This is a genomic window from Mesorhizobium shangrilense, from assembly GCF_040537815.1.
In the GTDB taxonomy this organism is placed as follows: domain Bacteria; phylum Pseudomonadota; class Alphaproteobacteria; order Rhizobiales; family Rhizobiaceae; genus Mesorhizobium; species Mesorhizobium shangrilense.
Window position 1 is genome coordinate 104,259 of the sequence record NZ_JBEWSZ010000003.1, and the last position, 18,380, is coordinate 122,638.

An 18,380-nucleotide genomic window follows, 5' to 3' on the forward strand; every position below is an offset into this window, starting at 1 on the left:
ATCAGAGTCCCGGCCTTTTTCGTTGGTCATCATCATCATCAGCAGCATCGGGGATAAACAGTTCGTCGATCACGCTGTCGGCCTGGCGCGCGACAGTCGGATTGCGCTCACTATCCAAACAGGAAGACACAATGTTTCTTACCTGGACGAGAGCCTTGCGCGGAACGAATACGATCTCGGAGTCCAGGGCGGCAGCGATCGCGTGAAGCGTCGCGCTTTCTGGGTTGATCCTTCCGCTTTCCACCTTTGAAACATACGCCTGGGTGGTACCGACGAGATTGGCCAGTTCCACTTGCGTCATGTTCCGGCTGCGTCGCAAATCCCGGATGGCGGTCAGAAATCTGAAAATCATGGTCGACGTCCCTTCTGCTGCAAACCCATTACAGGCGAGTCGCCTCGACAACATAATATACCTATTAAGGCATAAATTTCACAAAACATGTCTCGATAGGCATATTTTCTGAATGATTTGGCCGAAATGCCTGCGCAGCGAGCCGCAAAACGTTGGAATGGGCGGCCTTATGGATCGAACACGGACGGCGAAAACTGCCCCCGCTTTGGAATATGAATCCTTCGACATCCGGCTCGAGTCAAACGACGCGCCTGCCCATAGCTAATTTCGAATAATGCCTAAGTACCTGCCCGCCCGCTCTAAGCGGCCCGCAGTCGGCGCGCGGACGACCAAGCCGAGGCCGATCAGGATCACGGCCCCTCCGGCCGGCACCGAGGGCGAAGGGCGTTCGTTCAAGAACAGGAAGGCTATGAGCACGCCGATGATCGGCATCAGCAACGCGAACGGCGCGACCTGGTCGATGCGATATCGGCGAAGCAGGCCATACCAGATGGTGTAGGCCGCCACGAAGCCGCCGAGAGCCAGCACGGCGATGGCCGCCCAGTGTCGAAGAGGCCTGCGCTGAACAGGGCCTGGCGCTGCCCGGTTTCGAGAACGAACGACATCGCCAGCACCTGAGGGGCCGCCATGGCGGACATCGTTCCCATGAGCTGGCCGCCAGAATCCTTCGACGTCGCCCGTATTATCCCTTGCGAGATTCCCCAGCAGAGCATGCCCAGAACGATGAGGGCAGTCCCCTGAATTCGCCGACCGTTTGCAGCAAGCCGACGACAAGCGCCACGCCTGCGAGCGAGAGCGCGATTCCGCCTAGTCGGCGGCCGTTCATGCGCTCCTGGCCGATCGCCCAGGCTGCCAGGACAGCGAAAGGGATCTGCACTGGACTGGAATGTAAGGACCGCCATCGTCGCGGGCACGAGGGCAATGCCGGAGAATATGAGCGCGCTTTGCAGGCTTCCGCCGAGCGTTGCCGCGGCGACCAGTGCCCATAGCGCTGCCTGCTCGATGGCCGGAACAGCACGAGTGCCGTGACCGCATAGACGATCGCAATCAGGAAATGGGAGGGAAGGTTAGCATGGCAGGCTTGGCGATCGTGTAGGTGATCGCCCACAGCGCGGGAGGCAGGGTCGCCATTGCAACGTCGCGGGGTCTCATTGCCCCCTCGCCCGGTCGCCAAATCTGTGGCGCGGTTCAGTTGCCATCCATAAGCGAGACCGTTTCCCTGTATCGAACAGGTTTGGCGAGCGCGACCACTTTCGCCACCACCGTCTCGAACGGGAGAGCTTCGCCACCTTGCCCCGGCAGAGCAGTCGGCCTTCAAAACACACCTCGCGGCGTGAAACACGATCGCTCCGCCCTTGCGTTGGTCTCGAAACGCAACGGCCTAAGGTTTTCTAACCTGACACACTCTTGAGATAGACGATGACGTTTTTGATATCGTCGGGATTCTTGAGGCCAGGGAACCCCATTTTATTCGTCGGCACTTTCGCCTTGGGATTGGCCAGATATTCCGTCAGGTTCGGCTCATCCCAGACGAGTCCCGCAGCACCGGCATCCTTCATGGCTTTCGAATACGAATAGCCAGGGACGGTTCCCGCTGTCCGGCCTACAACGCCTTTCAGGGTTGGCCCGACTTTGTTCGTGTCGGTATCAGCGTTGTGGCAGGCGGCACACTTTTTGAAGACTGCCTTTCCGGCCTCGATATCCTGGGCCCGGGCGACCGGAGGCAGTAACGCTAAGACCATTGTGGCGCCGACGAACAGGTATTTCATGCGGGAACTCTCCGTTTTTCCATACGATTGAAGACAAGGCAGCTGCCGCGACCGGATCAGATCGCGGCAGAATACGTCGGGCTCAGCCCGCCTGATATTCCGTCGACTTGAAGGAAAGGTGCTTCACGCCTTCCGTTGCATCCGAGATCTTGCAGATGTTCGCCCACGTCTGCTTGTAGTTGGGCAGGATCAGCTCGTTCGTTCCAGCGTTGATGACGGTGCCCACCACCCCCGTCGGGAATCCGAACAGCATGACGAGTCTCGCCCTTCCTGGCGGTCGGAGTGGGATGGACCATTGCCTGCGTCGAGTCGCTCTCGTTGTAGACTTCGACGAGATCGCCGTTCTTCAAGCCCAGCTCGCCCAGGTGCATGACGTTGTCCTTGCCAGCCTCGGCCTTGGCAGCGTTGACCGAAACCGTGAGGCGCGGGTCGACGAAGATGATGCGGCCGTTGGCGTGGGGCTCGCCCGGCAGCTGCGCCTTCTCTTTGTCCATCGAAGTCCCGCGCAGGGTTCGGGATCCAATGATTGAGGAAATAGTTGGTCTGGGTTTCGAGCGGGTTGTTGCCGACCAAGACGATGGTTGTCGGCCAGTTCGGCGTCCTCGTAGCAGTTGTTGAGCTCACCGACGCCCATGTCGCGCGTGGCATGGACTTCGGAGTCATAGGCTGGCCGGTTGTGAATCCGGCTATTCTTCACCTTCATGGCGCCGAAATAGAGCTTGCCCGTGCCCCAGGTGTTTTCATATCCGCCTGCCGAACCGCCATGGTCGAAGACGGAGACGAACAAGCCGTCCTCTCCCCGGTCCTTGACCACCGCTGCAGTCACGCGGGCAACCAGATCGAGGGCATCGTCCCGCGAGGTGGGCTGCATCTGGCCATACCGCCAGACCATGGGACTGGTGAGAGGCTGCTGCTGCGAGCCGCGCGCCGTCGAAAACCGCAGTTCGCCCATGCGGGCGCCCCGGACTGACCCGAGCCCGGAATTCACCACGCAATCGTGGTTGGGCTTGATGACGATGTGCACGTCCTGGCCGTCTGCTTGACGATTTTGTACATGGAGGGCGCATACCAGGCGTCCGTTTCCGCGGCCTGCTGCTGGGAAAGGTCGACCCCGAAAGCGTTGGAAGTGGCGGCGGTGCCGCCCTGCTTGTTGGTCGGCCAAGTGTAGGCGTGATAGCCGCATGCGACGATGCAGTAATCGCAGGTGACGTTGTGTTTCTTCGCGTCGGCCGGGCTGATCGGCCGGGCGGTCGATGTGACGTTTGTAAGCCATGATACGATCCTCCCTTAGAGTACGTTGCTCAGGCGGCCATAAAGAAGCTCGTCGAGACCCTCGGCGTAGATGTCGCCCTTGGTGTCGATCCGCAGCGCGTATTGGGGAAGGTCGGCCGTCGACTGCCACCAGATCTCCTGCCCTCCGGCCTCCGCGTCGAAGCGCGAGTAGTGGCCGGGACAGTTGAAGGAGTGGTCATCGGCGTTGTAGTTGAGCGGGAATCCCTTATGTGGGCACGTGGTCGAGAACCCGACGATGTCGCCATCCGGACCCGCGCCGCCTTCCACTTTGGTTCCAAGCTTCAGCAACACCCCGGGCGCGTTTTCATCAGGATAGCTGACATCGAGAGATTCGTTTGCCTTGAGGTCGGCAACGTTGGCCAGCTTATTCGAAGGGTATTCTACCAGAGCCAGACCGGGAGCAGCCTTGGTTTGAGCTTGCGCCGGCAAGGCCACCGATGTGGCCATTCCTGCTGCGGCAACTGCTCCTCCCCTTAAAAATTGGCGGCGGCCGACGTCGACCAGCTTGTTGCAACGATCCATACGTTCCTCCCATTGGCGAAGCTCGTTGCCAAGGGCTTCGCAACGCCTGTGCCAACCGGAAAACCGTCGGTTACATTAGATAAAGTGAAGGAAAGCCACAGCCCAAGGATCCGCCATGTCCGGAAATCCGGACATGCTGCGCTGCCGAAGGTTCAGGAAGTCGAACGGTCTAAGGATCCGCGCATTCCCGGGGCATGCCGGACATCCAGCAACTACCGAGGCAGAAAAGCGTATTGTCATTCCGTGTTCAGAACCACCGAAACGGCCGTCAATTTGGTACGTCATCGCCGCTTAGCGCAGCCAGCCAAAAGCCCGGCCGGGAATTAATCGGTACAGGTGGCCGGCTTCGCGTCGGAATATCCCGCCGGCTTCGGTCGGAATCCGGCACATCCAAAAGCGCTTCTGCCACCGCCGGAGCCGATGCGTTCTCATATGTCGAACAGATTCATCACTTTCGTGTCGTGAGGCGTCGAGGGATGACCGGCGGTAATTCTGTCGGCTGGGGCATCAGGGCTTGCCTCGTTCCGGGCTTGTGCCAAGAGCAAGGTGAACTCGGGATCGGGAACCGGCTCGAGCACCTCGCCGGTTTCGAATGCATCGTGGGGCCACTCACCGTAAACGAACTCGCTTCGGGCTGGATAGGGCAATATCGCAAGATCAGCGCTTTGAAGGACCATCAACGGTGCACGAGCAGTTGTTTAGACGGGTTGCATGGGCGCCTCGATGTCGGGCTTTCCCCGCCTATACAAATGCCTCCCCAGACCATATTGCGTGCCGCAAACCGCGGCCGATCTTCTTGGCACTCCATCACAGTGGTCTTGCCGGAAGTCGATACAAAATGATGCGTCCAGTCGGAATGATCTGAGAGAGATAATCGAAATCCCGGATGTTTCCGGTCAGGACGCTCGCACCCAATTGCCTTGCCTGCAGGAAGATCAAAGCATCATTGATAAAGCGTCGCTCGTGGCCCTCGCCTTTCGGCATCTTGCTCAGCCGCAAAAGCAAGCCAGCAATGATGCCGGCTTGCCCCCAAGCCATCGCGTCAGGCACGTGAAGTCTGTGCCCCGGTACGTCTTCCACCGTGTGCTGGATAATTTCCAGGACCGATTTTGTCGACGCATGGTTCGGATCAAGGCGGCCAAACGCGTGGGTCAGCTCGGAAAGACAAACAGCCGAGTGGTGACAGAGCCGATACCTCAGCAGGGGGTCCACTGCTGCCGGCGATCGTCCCTGCAGGACATCCAAATAGACGCTCGTGTCCAGAAACAATGGCCCACCGATCGTGGGCTCGTCGTCTGCCCAGGGTAAATCTTCATCGGCTCGGCGTTCAAGCGTTTCCCACCGCTTCTGGGGCTTTAGTAATCGCAGTGCTTCGCGAAGATCAAACCCCAAGATCGACATCCGCCGGAATGCTGCCTTTCCGGCCAACAAGGCGGGCGCCAAAGTCGTCCTCTAGTGCCAGCCGCGACAACGCCAGTTCCAGCAGTTCAGTGTCGGACGTGACGTGAGCTCGCTTTTTGGCAGCGTCGATCAACTCCGACGGCACACGGCCCGATAAACGTGTATTCTTCGCTGCCCCGAGAAGCCCAACGGCACGGGCCTGCTCAAGCACAAGCTTGTTGCGGGTTAGCGCAATCTGCTCCTCATTGTCTTTAGCAGAACGGATCTGGGCAACCATACTGGCCTCCTGTGTTGAACGTAACATAGATATCGTTCAACACAAAAGCAAGGTGTCGCCAGCTCAACCCTGATCCTCCAGCGCCGAAAATTCTGTCGGTACGACGACGAATGAATTGGACGGTTGTGATGAAGGCGAACGTCAGCTGCTTACCGCTCGTCATCCAAGCTGACGTCCATCGGCTCTTCGTCGTCACCATCACTCGCGCCCGATAACCCTGCTGGAATATCGCCCGCCAGCAGCTTTGCCTTTGACAGCAGCCCGGCATCCTCAAGCGCTTCGAAATCGGGCAGGTCACGGAGAGTGTCGAAGCCAAACTGGGACAAAAACGTCTTCGTGGTGACATAGGTATAGGGGGCGCCGGGCTGCGGCGAACGCGGCCCTGACGCGATAAAATCCTGCGAGCGAAGCGTACCGATCAGATCGCGAGACACCTCCTTGCCGAAGAAGCTCGAAAGCTCGCCGCGCGTGATCGGCTGGAAATAGGCGATGCACATCAGCACGAGAGCCTCCGCCTGCGACAGGTCTTTTTGGCCCTGGCTGCCTTGCTGTGCACCCCCGAGTGCAGTGCGAACGACATCGGCAAAGGCCTTTTTGGTCCGGTGCTGCCAGCCGCCGGCTACGGCGACCAGTTCGTAGGGACGTCCGCGCAGCTCGTCGCGAATGTCGTCGATGAGGAGGTCGATGTTGCAACTGGCCCCAACCACCCGCGCGAGGACACTACGTGTCACCGGTTCGCTGGCGGCAAAGATCACCGCCTCGACGCGTCCCATCCATTCGCGCCAGCGCAGTTCTGGCGGCAGATTTTCCAGCTCGGTGTCGAGTAGCGCTAGCTGGTCGCTTTGCTTTCGGCGGGCGGACGGTTCTGCCATCACTACAGCCCGAAAAGCCGGAAGGTCGGGCGGCCGGAGAGCTCCCGCACCGCCTCGAACTTTTGCAGCCGCTCGAACAGGCGGCGTGCCCCAAAGCGCGACAGGTTTTTTGTCACGAGCGAGCCAGAGACCGCGTCTTCATTGAGGAGCAAGAAAATCACCTCGCCGGCGCCCTTGGCGCGCAGCTTTGGCGCTACCGCCATCAATCGATCTGCGCGCCTGCCGAGTTCAGTCCCCAACCGGCAGGACTCAGCGGCGCCTTGCGCCACCGCCAGGCACACCGCGCGCGTCCCTTGGGACCGCAATGCCGGCGCAAAAGCCTGCGCCATCAGCAGCGGCACCGGCCGTGGCCAGCGCAGATTTTGCGCCACCACCATGTCGGCGAGCCACCAGGCCAGCACCTCCGATCCCGGCGACAGCGCAATAACGTGGCTGGCGATTGCCGCCGCGGCGAACGGCGCCGGCCGGCGCTCGCCGAGCACGTCGCCGATCATCCCGGGCAGATCGGCGAAGGCGTCATCCCAACGCAGGCCGAGCAGTTCCACCACTTTGACCAGCCTCTCGCCATCGATCACCGGTGGCTGCGAAGCGAGTCGTCGCCACGCGTCCAAAATTGTGCCGGCAGGCCCGGGATCGGCGCCGGGCTGGCGCAAGTGCCAGACATCGCGCAGGGCCGCCTCGTCCTCGCCCCGGCCGGCCAGGCGCACTGCGGCAACCGCGGATTTGAGCGCCAGCCGCTGGCGCCAGGCGCCGGCCCAGGGGGGATCACTACGCACCAGCTGATCGAGCGAAGTCAACGCCGCGCCGGCATAGAACGCGGCGTCGGGTTGGTGTTCGACCGGCCCGTCCGGCAGCGCCCAGGCCGGCACGCGGGGCAGAAGGGGCGAGGCAGAGGGCAACGGGTCGGCGCGAATCATGGCGACAAGGATAAATGAGGCGTGCGCTTTATACCATCTGCAACGCATTAAAACGCACCGCCCGTCGCAGGCCAATCATGTCCGGTAATCTTGCCTTATCGGACATATGCCGCTAGCCTGCCAAATCATGGAAGATCCCCCATCGAACCCCCCCAAAACCGACCTCCCGCCCGTCGACCACCTCGATGGCGAGATGCCGGATATCGTCGACCTGGTGAAGGACATGGGCGCCGCGCCGCCCCCGGCTCGCCTGGAAGCCCTCGCCGAGACCGCGACGGCCTACGCCAAGGCCGCCAGTTCCGATAACACTCAAAATGCCTACGCGAAGGACTGGCGGCATTTTGCCTCCTGGTGCCGCCGGGAAGGGTTCGATTCGCTGCCGCCTTCGAGCAAGGTCATCGGCCTCTATATCAGCGCCTGTGCCTCAGGCACCGCCGCCGGTGATCCGAAACGCGGCCTGTCATCGCTCTCCGTCGCGACGATCGAGCGGCGGCTGTCCGGCCTTGCCTGGAACTTTACCCAGCGCGGCGTGCCAATGGATCGCTCCGACCGCCACATCGCCACGGTCCTCGCCGGCATTCGCAGAAAACACGCAAAGCCGCCCCGGCAGAAGGAAGCCGTGCTCGGCGACGATCTCATCGCCATGATTGCGACGCTCGGCCATGACCTGCGCGGCCTCCGGGACCGCGCCATCCTGCTGCTCGGCTTCGCCGGTGGCCTGCGCCGCTCCGAGATCGTCGGTCTAGACGTCGTGCGCGACGACCACAGCGACGGCACCGGCTGGATCGAAATCTTTCCGGACAAGGGCGTGCTCGTCACGCTCAGGGGAAAAACCGGCTGGCGCGAGGTTGAGGTCGGCCGTGGCTCCAGCGACCTCTCCTGCCCCGTCGTCGCGCTGGAGACCTGGATCCGGCTGGGCCGCATCGCCAGAGGCCCCCTCTTCCGCCGCATTTTTCGTGACAACAAGACCGTCGATGTCGAGCGGCTCTCCGACAAGCATGTGGTTCGCCTGGTCAAGCAGACTGCGCTCGCCGCCGGCGTCCGCGCCGATCTTCCCGAAGGGGAGCGCGCGCTGCTGTTCGCCGGACACTCGCTGCGCGCCGGGCTTGCCTCGTCGGCCGACATCGAGGAGCGGTACGTGCAGAAGCAGTTCGGCCATGCCTTGACCGAGATGACCCGCAAATATCAACGGAGACGCGACAGATTCCGGACCAACCTGACCAAGGCGACAGGGCTCTGAAAAGCCCCTCCCCTTCCCCGTTTGAAGCCGTAAGGTGGAACCGTGGTTCGAAATTTCAACCTAGCGCTTCGAGGCGCTGCGTCACTTGGCGAAGGAAGGTATCGGCGACAACACAGTGCGCGCGCTTGCCTCCGACCTCGCCTACCTCGTGGCCTGCTGCAAGGCCGCGGTGGGCTGTTCTCTCCCCTGGCCAGCGCCGGAGCCGCTTTTAATAATGTTCGTCGCGCATCACCTGTGGGATCCCGTCAAACGCGAGAAGGATGTGGGCACACGGCATGCCCCGCCGAGGTGGCCTCCACTGAGGCGGAGGCTTGCCCGTGATGCCAGACGCTGCAAGGTTCGAGGAGTGTTGTGGCGCGAACGCAGTACTCACCGCGCACCTCGATCTTAGCCCAAATAGGCTAAACAAATGCTAAACGCGGGAGCTCGCATTGATGGAAACCAGGATCATCGACAGCCGGGACGATTTCGCGCAATGGGCGATAGAGCGGGCCAATGCGATCCTGACCGATCAGGCTTCGGAACTCGCCACCGCCGCCCGCAACGCAAACGAAGCGCAGATCGGCGAGACAGCACAGGCGCTCGGCCAAGCGATCGTCGACGCGCTGCTCGAGGCGTTCGATGGCCTCGCAGGCGACGAATGAGCCCGCCCTGCCCGGAGCGACTGGCTGCCCACGCAAACGGCCGGTTGGCGCGGCTCACAGATCCATGCATCATCATCATTTCGCCCTGCGCTGGCTGCGGAGAAGCCGCCACGGCCGCCAATGCGATCGTGCCAGCGCGCGTTGCCGCTTTTCGCTGCCACAGGATTCGTTGCGGCATTGGCCATTCTTTCAACGTCGATCAGCTCGCGAACGCGGCGGCCCTTCGGCGTGCGTTCGATCGAGATGACCATGTTGACCGCCTCGCCCATGATGTCTGGCATCGGGTTGAGCTGACGTCAGCCGTCAGTTGCTCGAAGCGCGTCAACGCTGAAGGACAGCTGTTTGCGTGGATCGTGGCAATGCCGCCGGGATGGCCCGTGTTCCAAGCCTTGACAGGTGCGAGTGTTGCCCCATCGTGAACCTCGCCAAATAATCCGGTCTGGCCTCAAACGTATGGTGGATTTGACCAGTCGGGCTCATATCCACCGCGTCGGTCGTATAAACGGCGACCGCGTTTTCAGCCGCACATTGGATCTCTGCGGTGTCCTCGAGGATGACGAGTCTGTGTTCCGGCGTCAGGCTGACGATCTCGCCGATCACGGCGTTGGTCAGCGTGGCTTTGCCCGTCGCCTTGCCGCCTGACACGATGATGTTCATGCGGTTCGCGACGGCATTGCGGATCACCGACGCTTGGTATTCGGTCATGATCTTGTCCGCACGTAGCTGTCGAGCTGGAAAAGTTGGGTGGCGCGCTTGCGGATCGTAAACACCGGTGCTGCGACCACCGGCGACAGCAGCCCCTCGAAACGATGGCCGCCGATTGGTAGTTCGCCCGAGATGATCGGCCGGTTGAGGTTCACTTCCGTTCCCAGTGCATGAGCGACCGTGCCAATGATGGTCTCAGCCGCCTGTGATGCCAACTTTCCGGCCTGTGTGATCGGCTCGCCGATCTGCTCGATAAAGAGCGGACCGTCTGGATTGAGCATGATCTCGACGACGAGCGCATCATCGACTGTGTTGCAGATCGTGCTGCCCATGGCCTCACGAAGCTTTCGGACGAGGCGATGGTGTGATTGCGACGTGGGCATCATAAGGCGATGTTTTCTGGATGCGATGTGTGATGGCCGATCCTCACGCTGCGAGCGGGGCGCGGTCCACGAAGAATGGTTCGTAGCCCTTGGGCCGAACGCGAATGACGTTCCCCATTGTGGCGGGAATGATACCGACGATCGCTGTGGTGGTTTCCATCGGATGCGGCGTGCCAAGCCGGCTGAACGGCAGCCCTGGCCTGCCAAGGATCCTTTCGAAGCGAAGGTCGGTAACGGTCGCGACCTCCGAATAGCCATTGGCGTGGGACCATTCGAGGACGCCGGCGAACAAGGCCATCGTCGCCTTCTGAATACCTCTCGCCGCATTTTTGCAGCCGAGTGCCGTGTCCACATAAAAGCGGGAGCTTTCGATCATCCCTAAATGGCATGGCAAGGGTTTGCCATTGAGCAGGATTGGAAACGTCCAGACTCAGCATTGTTGGCCCGGCGGCCGGGGGAAGCTGTTGCGGCTCATTCAGGAGATTTGTCCGCTGACAAAATCGGCAAATTGTGTAGCATATTCAATTGCATGAATCAGGCCACGGCAATTCAGGCTGCGACCATTAACCTTTTGTTCACTTTAAACTTCTTGTCGGATCGAGCGAATCGGACATAATGACGCTTGCATAGCGACTTTAAGCTAAAAATCGTTTTTAGAGAGTCTCGATCGAATGAACGTGAGTTCACCCGTTCCCACGAAAATCCCGCTGCTGTTCGAGAAAAGCATTCTTGAGCAGGGCGACCAGATATCGAAGAAGTTGCACTTACTCTCGATGCAGCGCTTCCCTCCGCACGCCAAGAAGAATCTTCGTTCGTTCTCGCTGGCTGAGGTCGCCACGTATCTGGGGGTTTCCCAGAGCCATTTGAAAAAACTGCATCTGGAAGGCAAGGGCCCGGTACCTGAGACCTCGACGTCGGGCAGGCGGTCGTACACTGCTGAACAGATGCTTGCGCTGCGCCAGTATCTTGACCAGCACGGGCGGTCCGACGCCCGAATGTATGTTCCCCATCGTCGACCGAGTGAGAAGCTTCAGATCTTGGCTGTGGTTAATTTCAAGGGGGGCAGCGGTAAGACCACCACCGCTGCCCACCTCGCCCAATATCTAGCGCTTACCGGGCACCGTGTCCTAGCTGTCGATCTCGATCCGCAGGCGTCGCTTTCTTCGTTGCATGGGTTTCAGCCCGAACTCGACCAGACGAAATCGCTTTATGACGCGATTCGCTATGACGACCAGAAGGTGGCTCTCTCGGAAATCATCAGGCCGACGAATTTCCCAGGCCTGGATATCGTCCCTGCGAATCTGGAGCTGCAGGAATTCGAATACGACACGCCTCTGGCTATGACGGACAAGTCTTCGAATGTGGGCAGGGCGTTCTTCACGCGCATCGCGAAGGCATTGATGGAGGTCGACGATCGCTACGATGTCATAGTTATCGATTGTCCGCCGCAGCTCGGCTACCTGACGATCACCGCACTCACCGCGGCGACGTCAGTGTTGATCACGATCCATCCGCAGATGCTCGATGTGATGAGCATGGGCCAGTTTCTGCTCATGCTCGGGAACATCCTGGAGCCGATCAGGGCGGCGGGTGCCGAGGTGAATCTGGAGTGGTATCGCTATCTTGTTACTCGATTTGAACCCACGGATCAGCCGCAAGCGCAGATGGTGGCATTCCTGCATACGCTGTTCGGCGAATTCATTCTCAAGAACCAGATGCTGAAATCAACGGCGATTTCCGATGCCGGGATTACCAAGCAAACGCTCTACGAAGTCGAAAAGAATGCAATGACCCGCTCCACATACGAGCGGGCAATGGAAGCCCTGGACGTCGTAAACGGCGAAATCGCAGCTTTGATTCATGAAGCATGGGGGCGCTGACATTGTCCGCTGACAAAAATAGACATTTCCCCAATGCATTCAACGGACTATGCGCTATCTGGAGGTAAAACATGGCACGTAAGAATCTTCTTGCAGGCCTCGTAGAAGCGGAGACCGGCGACCAGGTGTCGTCCACCTCCACTGCAGCATATCCAATCCGCGGCGCTTCGAAATCCATGATCCGCTCGGTCAACGAGTTGGCAAAGCAAGCGGATGCGTATCTTGAAGGCGAGCATGTGGTCGAACTCGACCCAAACGCAGTCGACGGCTCGTTCGTTTCCGACCGCATGGGCGACGACAAGGAACAGTATCAAGAACTGCTGGAAGCGATTCGGGAAAGGGGGCAGGATTCTCCCATACTTGTCCGCCCGCATCCGGGCTCCGACGGCCGCTACATGATCGTTTTCGGCCATCGCCGAGTCCGAGTCGCCCGCGAACTCGGGCGGAAGGTGAGGGCGGTCGTCAAAGAGATCGACGACAAGACCCATGTCATTGCTCAGGGTCAGGAGAATTCCGCTCGGGCAAATCTCAGTTTCATTGAGAAGGCGATGTTTGCAAAGCGTCTTGAGGACTTAGGGTACGACAGAGATGTCATCTCGTCGGCATTGGCCTCGAACGCCGCTGCGGTCTCGAAGATGGTGTCAGTTGTCACGAGGATTCCTGCATCCGTCATCGGCAGGATTGGATCAGCTGCGTCTGTCGGCCGTGAGCGCTGGGTGGAGCTGTCCCTGCTCGCGGGCAAGAAATCCGAAATGGTTGATGCGATCTTGTCAGAACCAGAATTCGCTGAGTTGGAAAGCAACGAACGCTTCGAAAAGTTGCTAGCGGCATTGAATGCGAAGGGGAAGGTGGTTCGCAAGGCAAATGTGACGTCCGAGGCACGATCCTGGGCTCCCGAGGACAAATTAATTAGCGTCAGCGTCAAGAAGGCAGGCAAGGCCGTCACAATCGCCGTGAAGGAGAGGGATGGCAGCCGCTTTGGAACGTGGATTTCCGATAATCTGGGTGACCTTTATGAGGCGTTCAGGAAGTCGGAGAAGACAGCAACGGGAGACTGAAACCGCAAAAGAAAAAGGCCCCCGAACGTCACCGTCGCGGAAGCCCTTCTCGTCTGTCGCAAGCTGAGAATCGCATTTCCCCGAATCACTGTCAAGAGTCGTGGCGCCGTTTCGGTGAGCAGATTTCTTTTGCCTGATTGAAAGGTGAGGGAAATGGAGAGTGGGTACGCGACGACGCCTTTCGGGCGGCGGCCGATGACGCTTGCGCTAGTGCAAGCGAACACGGCAGCGCGGGAGATACCGGAAGGATCGCTCGTTGAGAAATGGCAGGTCTATCGTTGGCTCTGTGAGGGGAAGTCGATTGTCGGTGTGGGCGATCGCGCCCTGGCCGTGCTGAGTGGGCTGTTGACCTTCTACCCGGATGACCAGATCAGCGAGGAAAACGGCCTGATGGTCTTTCCGTCGAACGCACAGCTGTCGTTGCGTGCGCACGGCATGGCCGATTCCACACTACGAAGGAACCTGGCTGAGCTGGTCAATTGCGGCCTGATCATCCGCCGCGATAGCCCCAATGGCAAAAGGTTCGCTCGCAAGGGGCAGGGGGGGGCTCTTGTGGAAGCGTTTGGGTTCTCGTTGGCGCCACTGCTGATACGAGCTGCGGAGTTTCAGCAGGCGGCTGATCAGGTTCGCGCCGACAATCGGGCGCTCAAATTGATGCGAGAGCGGATCACGCTCCATCGCCGTGACATCCATAAGCTTGTCGAGGCGGCGATCGAAGAGGCCGTTCCTGGGGACTGGGGAGCCATCTGGAGACGTTTTCGGGCCATCGTGGATGCAATTCCGCGTCGGGCCGAACTCTCCGAACTGGAAGGGATCGTTACAGAACTCGCCTTGCTGCATGATGAAGTGGACAGCATGCTGGAAAGCTTCACAAATTCCACGAATCCTAGCGCCAATGAGTCCCAAAGTGAGCGGCAGCAATCTGATTCAAACACACACTTCACTTTTGTATTTGAACCAGCTTTCGAGAAAAGCAGGGCCGCGGTCGAGCCAGTATCCGTTCCGACCGAGAAGCCGAAAGGCTACCCGATAGGACTTGTGCTGAAGGCCTGCCCCGAAATTGCGGACTATGCCGTCAACGGGATCGGGAACTGGCGCGACTTGATGATCACCGCCGCCCAGGTGCGGGGGTACCTTGGTGTTTCGCCCTCAGCGTATGAGGAGGCCTGCCACGTGATGGGCCAGGAGGTCGCCGCGATCGTCATCGCCTGCATCCTTCAGCGGGCGCAACATATCAACTCGGCAGGTGGCTATCTGCGCGTGCTGACCGAAAAGGCGAGGGCAGGGGAGTTCTCTGTTGGACCGATGCTCATGGCGGCTCTTAAGGCCAATGGGGCAACAGCGAGGATGACCGGTTGAACATGCGGGCACCACAGTCTTACGCGGGTGTGCATGTCTTGACAGGACCGACCACTCTTGTGCAATCGGTCCTGTTTTGCCCGACGAAGGCGATTAGTTCGGGCTCCTCTCAGTGTCCCGCTCACACAGACGTTCAGTTCGGCGGCAGGAGAGAGCTTCATCACATATTTTTTGGGCTTTTCAGCGCTCGGTGAGAAGCGCCAGCAGGGCCGGATTGATGTAGAGGTTCTCTCGGCCTGCCTTGACTTCCTGCAATAGGCCGTTCTCGACAAGGGTCTTTAGATAAACCGATGCCGCCTGCCGTTTGGCTATGCCTGAGGAAACCAGATCGCCAATTCGGCAGTACGGATTGACGAAGATGACCTCCGCCAGCTCTCGGGAGTAAATCTTTGGTAGATTTTGGCGCAAGCGCTCAGCAGTCTGGTCGAGCAGATCGCGGATGGCACGTATGCGGGCAGTTGACCAACCAGCTGTTTCGGTCACGGCGTCGAGCATGTAGAGGATCCAACTTTCCCAGGCGCCCTCTGTCGTTACGGCGAGAAGACGGTCGTAGTAGGCCCCTTTGTTCCGGATAATATAGCGGCTTAGATAGAGCACCGGGATGTCCAATAGTCCCTTGTCAACTAGATAGAGCAGGTTCAGCACACGGCCCGTTCTGCCATTGCCGTCGACAAATGGATGGATGGCCTCGAATTGATAGTGCATCACGGCGAGGCGGATCAACGGATCTATGTCCTCGGCCTCATGGATGTAGCGCTCCCAGTTCGCCAGCTTGTCGCGCAGGAGATCCTGCCCTTCAGGCGGTGTGTATACGACCGCACCCGTCGCCTGGTTGATCAGCGCTGTGCCGGGCGTCGAGCGAATGTCGAGTTCAACGCCCTTGATTGTGCGGCACACCGCAACGGCGGTTGACGTCGTCACGGGGCGCTCCTTCAGTGTCCGGAATCCCTGATTGAGCGCGGTGCGATAGCGCAGTGCCTCCTTCGTGGCAGCATCAGCGAGATTCCCGGCTTCATTTGCGAAGCGGAACAACTGGTCCGTCGTGGTGACGATGTTCTCTATTTCGGAACTTGCTTGGGCTTCGAGGAGCGGAATAGAGTTGATCAAGACTGCCTGGTTCGGGATAAGCTGACCCGATACCTTAAGCTCTGCTAAGGCTGCGCGCGCCGCAATGCAGGCCTTGAGCACTCTCTTCGTTTCAACGTCCTCCTTTGGGGGCAGGGGAGGGAGGTCATTGTAGGGCCGGTCAGCCTTAAACGTCATGTCGATGATTCCTTTTTCGACCGACATGTCAGGGTGGATATGTCGTTGGCATCGACATATCGCCAGATCATGTCGACAGAATCGACTTCTATCGACGTATTGCAATTGGAGCAAGCTTGGAGCAGAGCTTTGCGGCCGCCTACAGCCCTGATGCCTTGGTGAGATTGACAGGGAAACGGTCGCGCCGGCGCTGATAGCCGCGGGTCATCTCCGCTGAGGCGTGGCCGAGTTGCTTTTGCACATAGCGCTCGTCGACCTCGGCCGAAGAGGCAAGACCGGCGCGCAAGGAATGCCCGGAGAATTTTTGCGCGCGCTCGCCTTCGGCCAGGTCACCGTGAACGCCAGCAGCGAGCGCCGCGCGCTTGACCAGGCGCGCGACCTCCTGGTCATTCAGCCGGTCGAGCCCCACCGTCTTGCCGTGGCCAGTGACGCGTCGAAACAGAGGGCCGTGGCTGATCCGCGCCAGTCTAAGCCAGATTTGCAGCGCAATAACCGGGCAGGTAGCATCGGATGAGCCGCGGCCGACCTCGCGCCAGCCAGTCTTGCCGCCAAGGGAAACGAGCATGCCCTTTTCGAGGACCTCGATTCAGCCACAGCCGTCCTCGATTTGATCCTTCGCAACGTCGAGGCCAACGATTTCCGAGCGGCGCAGGCCGCCCGCGAAACCAAGCAGCAGCATGGCCCGGTCGCGCAGACCGCGTAAGCCGCCACGATCGAGCGTTTCCAGCATGGCCAGAAGATCCTCGGGCAAGATCACTTCCTTCTGCACCGGCGGTTTTGCATGGGTGTTGCGAATGCCGGCAAGCACGGTGGTGATGTGACGGTCCTTTCGGTCGAGCGGCTGGCCGCGTTGGGCAAAATTCCAGGTGAGCGACGAAAGTCGGCGTTCGATCGTCGACACCGAGTTTGGCTTTCTGTCCCCAGTGGACGCGCCGGAAGCGCAGGCTGTGATGTAGAGCCCGACGGTCCGCGGATCGGGGGAAGGGGATCAAGATGCTGGCGCCTGCACCAGGCGATGAAATGCTTCCAGTCGGATGCGTAGGCACGGCGGGTGTTGGCTGAACTCGCCGCTTCGACATAGTCGCGGGCACGATCGGCCAGCTTTTCCAGATGCGCGGGCAGGGGAGGAGCGTTTTTCGGCCCGTCGGGTGCCCGCCCCATTTCCATGACGATGTCGATGATGTCAGGCAACTCGTCGGCCGACTGTCTAGCGGCAAAAGGGTCGACGATTGCTCGCGTGCTGTGGGACGCTGCTAAGCTCTCCTGAGCATGGTTTTCGAGGTTCTGATCGGCGCTCAAAGCCAATGGGGCAACAGCGAGGATGACCGGATGAAATGTGAGGGTGCAGGGATTTGCGGGGCAGGGGCGGCTTGATCCGCGTGCGTGCTAGGGCGGAGTGGTGCAATTTGGCCCGGGTCCGCGGGCGCTCGAGGGGATGCAGCAGCTTAAATTGGTTCGGTCCTGGGCTTGAAAGCTGTCGAGAACTGCCATATCTTTTGCACAAGAAATATGACTTTCAATATGGTAGGTAAACCCTGTGGCCCACGCACTCAAGAGTCCGGAACAGAATGGACCTCTCATCTTGTCCTATATGGACCGGAACGGGAAGATTGCGATCGAGCAGGTCGCGGACGGTTTTGGCATGTCCAAGGGCCAGTTGGCCCAGACCGCTGGTCTTGCTCGCGAGACCCTCTATCGGTCAGAGCGCAGCGCTACGGTTAAGACACAGGGGCGTCTGCGGGAAATGCTTGAGATCATCAGCCGCGTGACGGATTGGGCGGGCGGCAAGGAGCAGGCGATGGCCTGGTATCGGGCTCAGCCGCTTCCAGCATTTGGCGGACGCACAGCTGAAGCGCTGGTGAAGGAGGGCAAGGCATCTGCGGTGCGTGATTATCTCGATCACATGGCCGTTGGTGGTTTTGCGTGAGGTTCGTCAGAACCTGCTACCGGGCACACGATCCACGTTGGGCATTCAAGCCGACTTCCGGTGAAGGAGCGGCGATTAGAGGTGCACGATTCAATCCCAAAGGTGTGCCGGCGCTCTATCTGGCGCTGACCCTGATGACAGCGATCAAGGAAGCCAACCAGGGCTTCGCGCAGCGGATCGATCCTTGCGTGCTGTGTTCCTATGAGATCGACTGCGACGACATCGCGGATCTGACAACGGAAGAGGCGAGGCGAGAATTTTCTATCGTGTTCGAGGACATGGCCTGCGCCTGGGCGACGGCTCTTAGCGACGGAGCGCGCCCGGCGTCCTGGTCCATCTACGACCGGCTGCGACCTCGAAATATTGCCGGCATTGTGGTCCCAAGTTTCGCGCCGAGCGCCGAGATGGAGGATCGCAACCTGGTCCTTTGGGACTGGGGTCCGGGTCTCCCGCACAAGGTAACTGTATTCGACCCGAGCGGCCGGTTGCCGAAGGACCAGCTATCTTGGCGATAACGC

The 18,380-nt window shown here is 59.9% G+C and carries 18 protein-coding genes and 4 pseudogenes; 8 read left to right on the forward strand and 14 right to left on the reverse strand.

The features are described from left to right. Position 1 precedes the first annotated feature (1 nt). From ABVQ20_RS29615 to ABVQ20_RS29655, 9 genes and pseudogenes are all read right to left on the reverse strand, one after another. Complete coding sequence (locus ABVQ20_RS29615; protein ID WP_354463253.1) at positions 2 to 352, reverse strand: helix-turn-helix domain-containing protein; 351 nt, start codon at positions 350 to 352, stop codon at positions 2 to 4. Between the two features lie 261 nt (positions 353 to 613). Then, a complete protein-coding gene (locus ABVQ20_RS29620; protein WP_354463254.1) occupies positions 614 to 1,126 on the reverse strand; it encodes a DMT family transporter in 513 nt (170 codons plus the stop codon). Between the two features lie 617 nt (positions 1,127 to 1,743). Next, positions 1,744 to 2,121, reverse strand: a complete 378-nt coding sequence (locus ABVQ20_RS29625) for a c-type cytochrome (protein WP_354463255.1) — start codon at positions 2,119 to 2,121, stop codon at positions 1,744 to 1,746. 362 nt (positions 2,122 to 2,483) lie between these two features. Next, positions 2,484 to 3,394: pseudogene (locus ABVQ20_RS29630) on the reverse strand (arsenate reductase (azurin) large subunit); the annotation flags it as partial. A gap of 14 nt (positions 3,395 to 3,408) precedes the next feature. Then, positions 3,409 to 3,936, reverse strand: a complete 528-nt coding sequence (locus ABVQ20_RS29635) for an arsenate reductase (azurin) small subunit (protein WP_354463256.1) — start codon at positions 3,934 to 3,936, stop codon at positions 3,409 to 3,411. Positions 3,937 to 4,743: 807 nt separating this feature from the next. After that, complete coding sequence (locus tag ABVQ20_RS29640) at positions 4,744 to 5,328, reverse strand: type II toxin-antitoxin system VapC family toxin (RefSeq protein ID WP_354463257.1); 585 nt, start codon at positions 5,326 to 5,328, stop codon at positions 4,744 to 4,746. After that, complete coding sequence (locus tag ABVQ20_RS29645) at positions 5,318 to 5,614, reverse strand: hypothetical protein (protein ID WP_354463258.1); 297 nt, start codon at positions 5,612 to 5,614, stop codon at positions 5,318 to 5,320. Before ABVQ20_RS29645 ends, ABVQ20_RS29640 begins: the two co-directional genes overlap by 11 nt. A 149-nt stretch (positions 5,615 to 5,763) precedes the next feature. Beyond that, positions 5,764 to 6,486, reverse strand: coding sequence for an SMC-Scp complex subunit ScpB (gene scpB, locus ABVQ20_RS29650; RefSeq protein ID WP_354463259.1), 723 nt, complete (start codon positions 6,484 to 6,486; stop codon positions 5,764 to 5,766). Between the two features lie 2 nt (positions 6,487 to 6,488). After that, positions 6,489 to 7,403: a DUF1403 family protein gene (locus ABVQ20_RS29655; RefSeq protein WP_354463260.1), complete on the reverse strand. Its 915-nt coding sequence runs from the start codon at positions 7,401 to 7,403 to the stop codon at positions 6,489 to 6,491. Positions 7,404 to 7,530: 127 nt separating this feature from the next. Here ABVQ20_RS29655 and ABVQ20_RS29660 point away from each other — a divergent pair, with 127 nt between their 5' ends. The 3 genes and pseudogenes from ABVQ20_RS29660 (at position 7,531) to ABVQ20_RS29670 (ending at position 9,287) form a co-directional block, all read left to right on the forward strand. Beyond that, entirely contained in the window at positions 7,531 to 8,643 is a 1,113-nt protein-coding gene (locus ABVQ20_RS29660; RefSeq protein ID WP_354463261.1) for a tyrosine-type recombinase/integrase, read from the forward strand. A 76-nt stretch (positions 8,644 to 8,719) separates the two neighbouring features. After that, positions 8,720 to 8,924, forward strand: a pseudogene (locus ABVQ20_RS29665) (integrase); the annotation flags it as partial. Positions 8,925 to 9,077: 153 nt separating this feature from the next. Then, a complete protein-coding gene (locus tag ABVQ20_RS29670) occupies positions 9,078 to 9,287 on the forward strand; it encodes a hypothetical protein (protein WP_354463262.1) in 210 nt (69 codons plus the stop codon). A 199-nt stretch (positions 9,288 to 9,486) separates the two neighbouring features. Here ABVQ20_RS29670 and ABVQ20_RS29675 read toward each other — a convergent pair. The 3 genes and pseudogenes from ABVQ20_RS29675 to ABVQ20_RS29685 form a co-directional block, all read right to left on the reverse strand. Next, a pseudogene (locus tag ABVQ20_RS29675) lies at positions 9,487 to 9,992 on the reverse strand (ATPase, T2SS/T4P/T4SS family). Next, the gene (locus ABVQ20_RS29680; protein WP_354463263.1) at positions 9,989 to 10,324 is read right to left on the reverse strand and encodes a P-loop NTPase family protein; all 336 of its coding nucleotides are present in this window, start codon (positions 10,322 to 10,324) and stop codon (positions 9,989 to 9,991) included. Before ABVQ20_RS29680 ends, ABVQ20_RS29675 begins: the two are co-directional and overlap by 4 nt. Positions 10,325 to 10,418: 94 nt before the next feature. Further along, positions 10,419 to 10,790, reverse strand: coding sequence for an acyl-homoserine-lactone synthase (locus tag ABVQ20_RS29685; RefSeq protein WP_354463459.1), 372 nt, complete (start codon positions 10,788 to 10,790; stop codon positions 10,419 to 10,421). Positions 10,791 to 11,046: 256 nt separating this feature from the next. On the opposite strand from ABVQ20_RS29685, the gene repA reads away from it, so the two are divergent. The 3 genes from repA (at position 11,047) to repC (ending at position 14,672) form a co-directional block, all read left to right on the forward strand. Beyond that, positions 11,047 to 12,255 (forward strand): plasmid partitioning protein RepA, encoded by a 1,209-nt coding sequence (gene repA / locus ABVQ20_RS29690; protein WP_354463264.1) that lies wholly within the window; start codon positions 11,047 to 11,049, stop codon positions 12,253 to 12,255. Positions 12,256 to 12,326: 71 nt separating this feature from the next. Next, positions 12,327 to 13,313 (forward strand): plasmid partitioning protein RepB, encoded by a 987-nt coding sequence (repB, locus tag ABVQ20_RS29695; protein ID WP_354463265.1) that lies wholly within the window; start codon positions 12,327 to 12,329, stop codon positions 13,311 to 13,313. 153 nt (positions 13,314 to 13,466) lie between these two features. Continuing rightward, complete coding sequence (repC, locus tag ABVQ20_RS29700) at positions 13,467 to 14,672, forward strand: plasmid replication protein RepC (protein WP_354463266.1); 1,206 nt, start codon at positions 13,467 to 13,469, stop codon at positions 14,670 to 14,672. Between the two features lie 180 nt (positions 14,673 to 14,852). On the opposite strand, the gene fic is transcribed toward repC, so the two are convergent. Together fic and ABVQ20_RS29710 are read right to left on the reverse strand one after the other, a co-directional pair. Beyond that, positions 14,853 to 15,962, reverse strand: a complete 1,110-nt coding sequence (gene fic / locus ABVQ20_RS29705) for a protein adenylyltransferase Fic (RefSeq protein ID WP_435528449.1) — start codon at positions 15,960 to 15,962, stop codon at positions 14,853 to 14,855. A gap of 112 nt (positions 15,963 to 16,074) precedes the next feature. Further along, positions 16,075 to 17,102: pseudogene (locus tag ABVQ20_RS29710) on the reverse strand (site-specific integrase). A 424-nt stretch (positions 17,103 to 17,526) separates the two neighbouring features. Between ABVQ20_RS29710 and ABVQ20_RS29715 the strand changes: the two are divergent. Together ABVQ20_RS29715 and ABVQ20_RS29720 are read left to right on the forward strand one after the other, a co-directional pair. Continuing rightward, positions 17,527 to 17,862, forward strand: a complete 336-nt coding sequence (locus ABVQ20_RS29715; protein ID WP_354463461.1) for an antitoxin Xre/MbcA/ParS toxin-binding domain-containing protein — start codon at positions 17,527 to 17,529, stop codon at positions 17,860 to 17,862. Further along, complete coding sequence (locus tag ABVQ20_RS29720; RefSeq protein ID WP_354463267.1) at positions 17,859 to 18,377, forward strand: RES family NAD+ phosphorylase; 519 nt, start codon at positions 17,859 to 17,861, stop codon at positions 18,375 to 18,377. Before ABVQ20_RS29715 ends, ABVQ20_RS29720 begins: the two co-directional genes overlap by 4 nt. Positions 18,378 to 18,380: the final 3 nt, after the last annotated feature.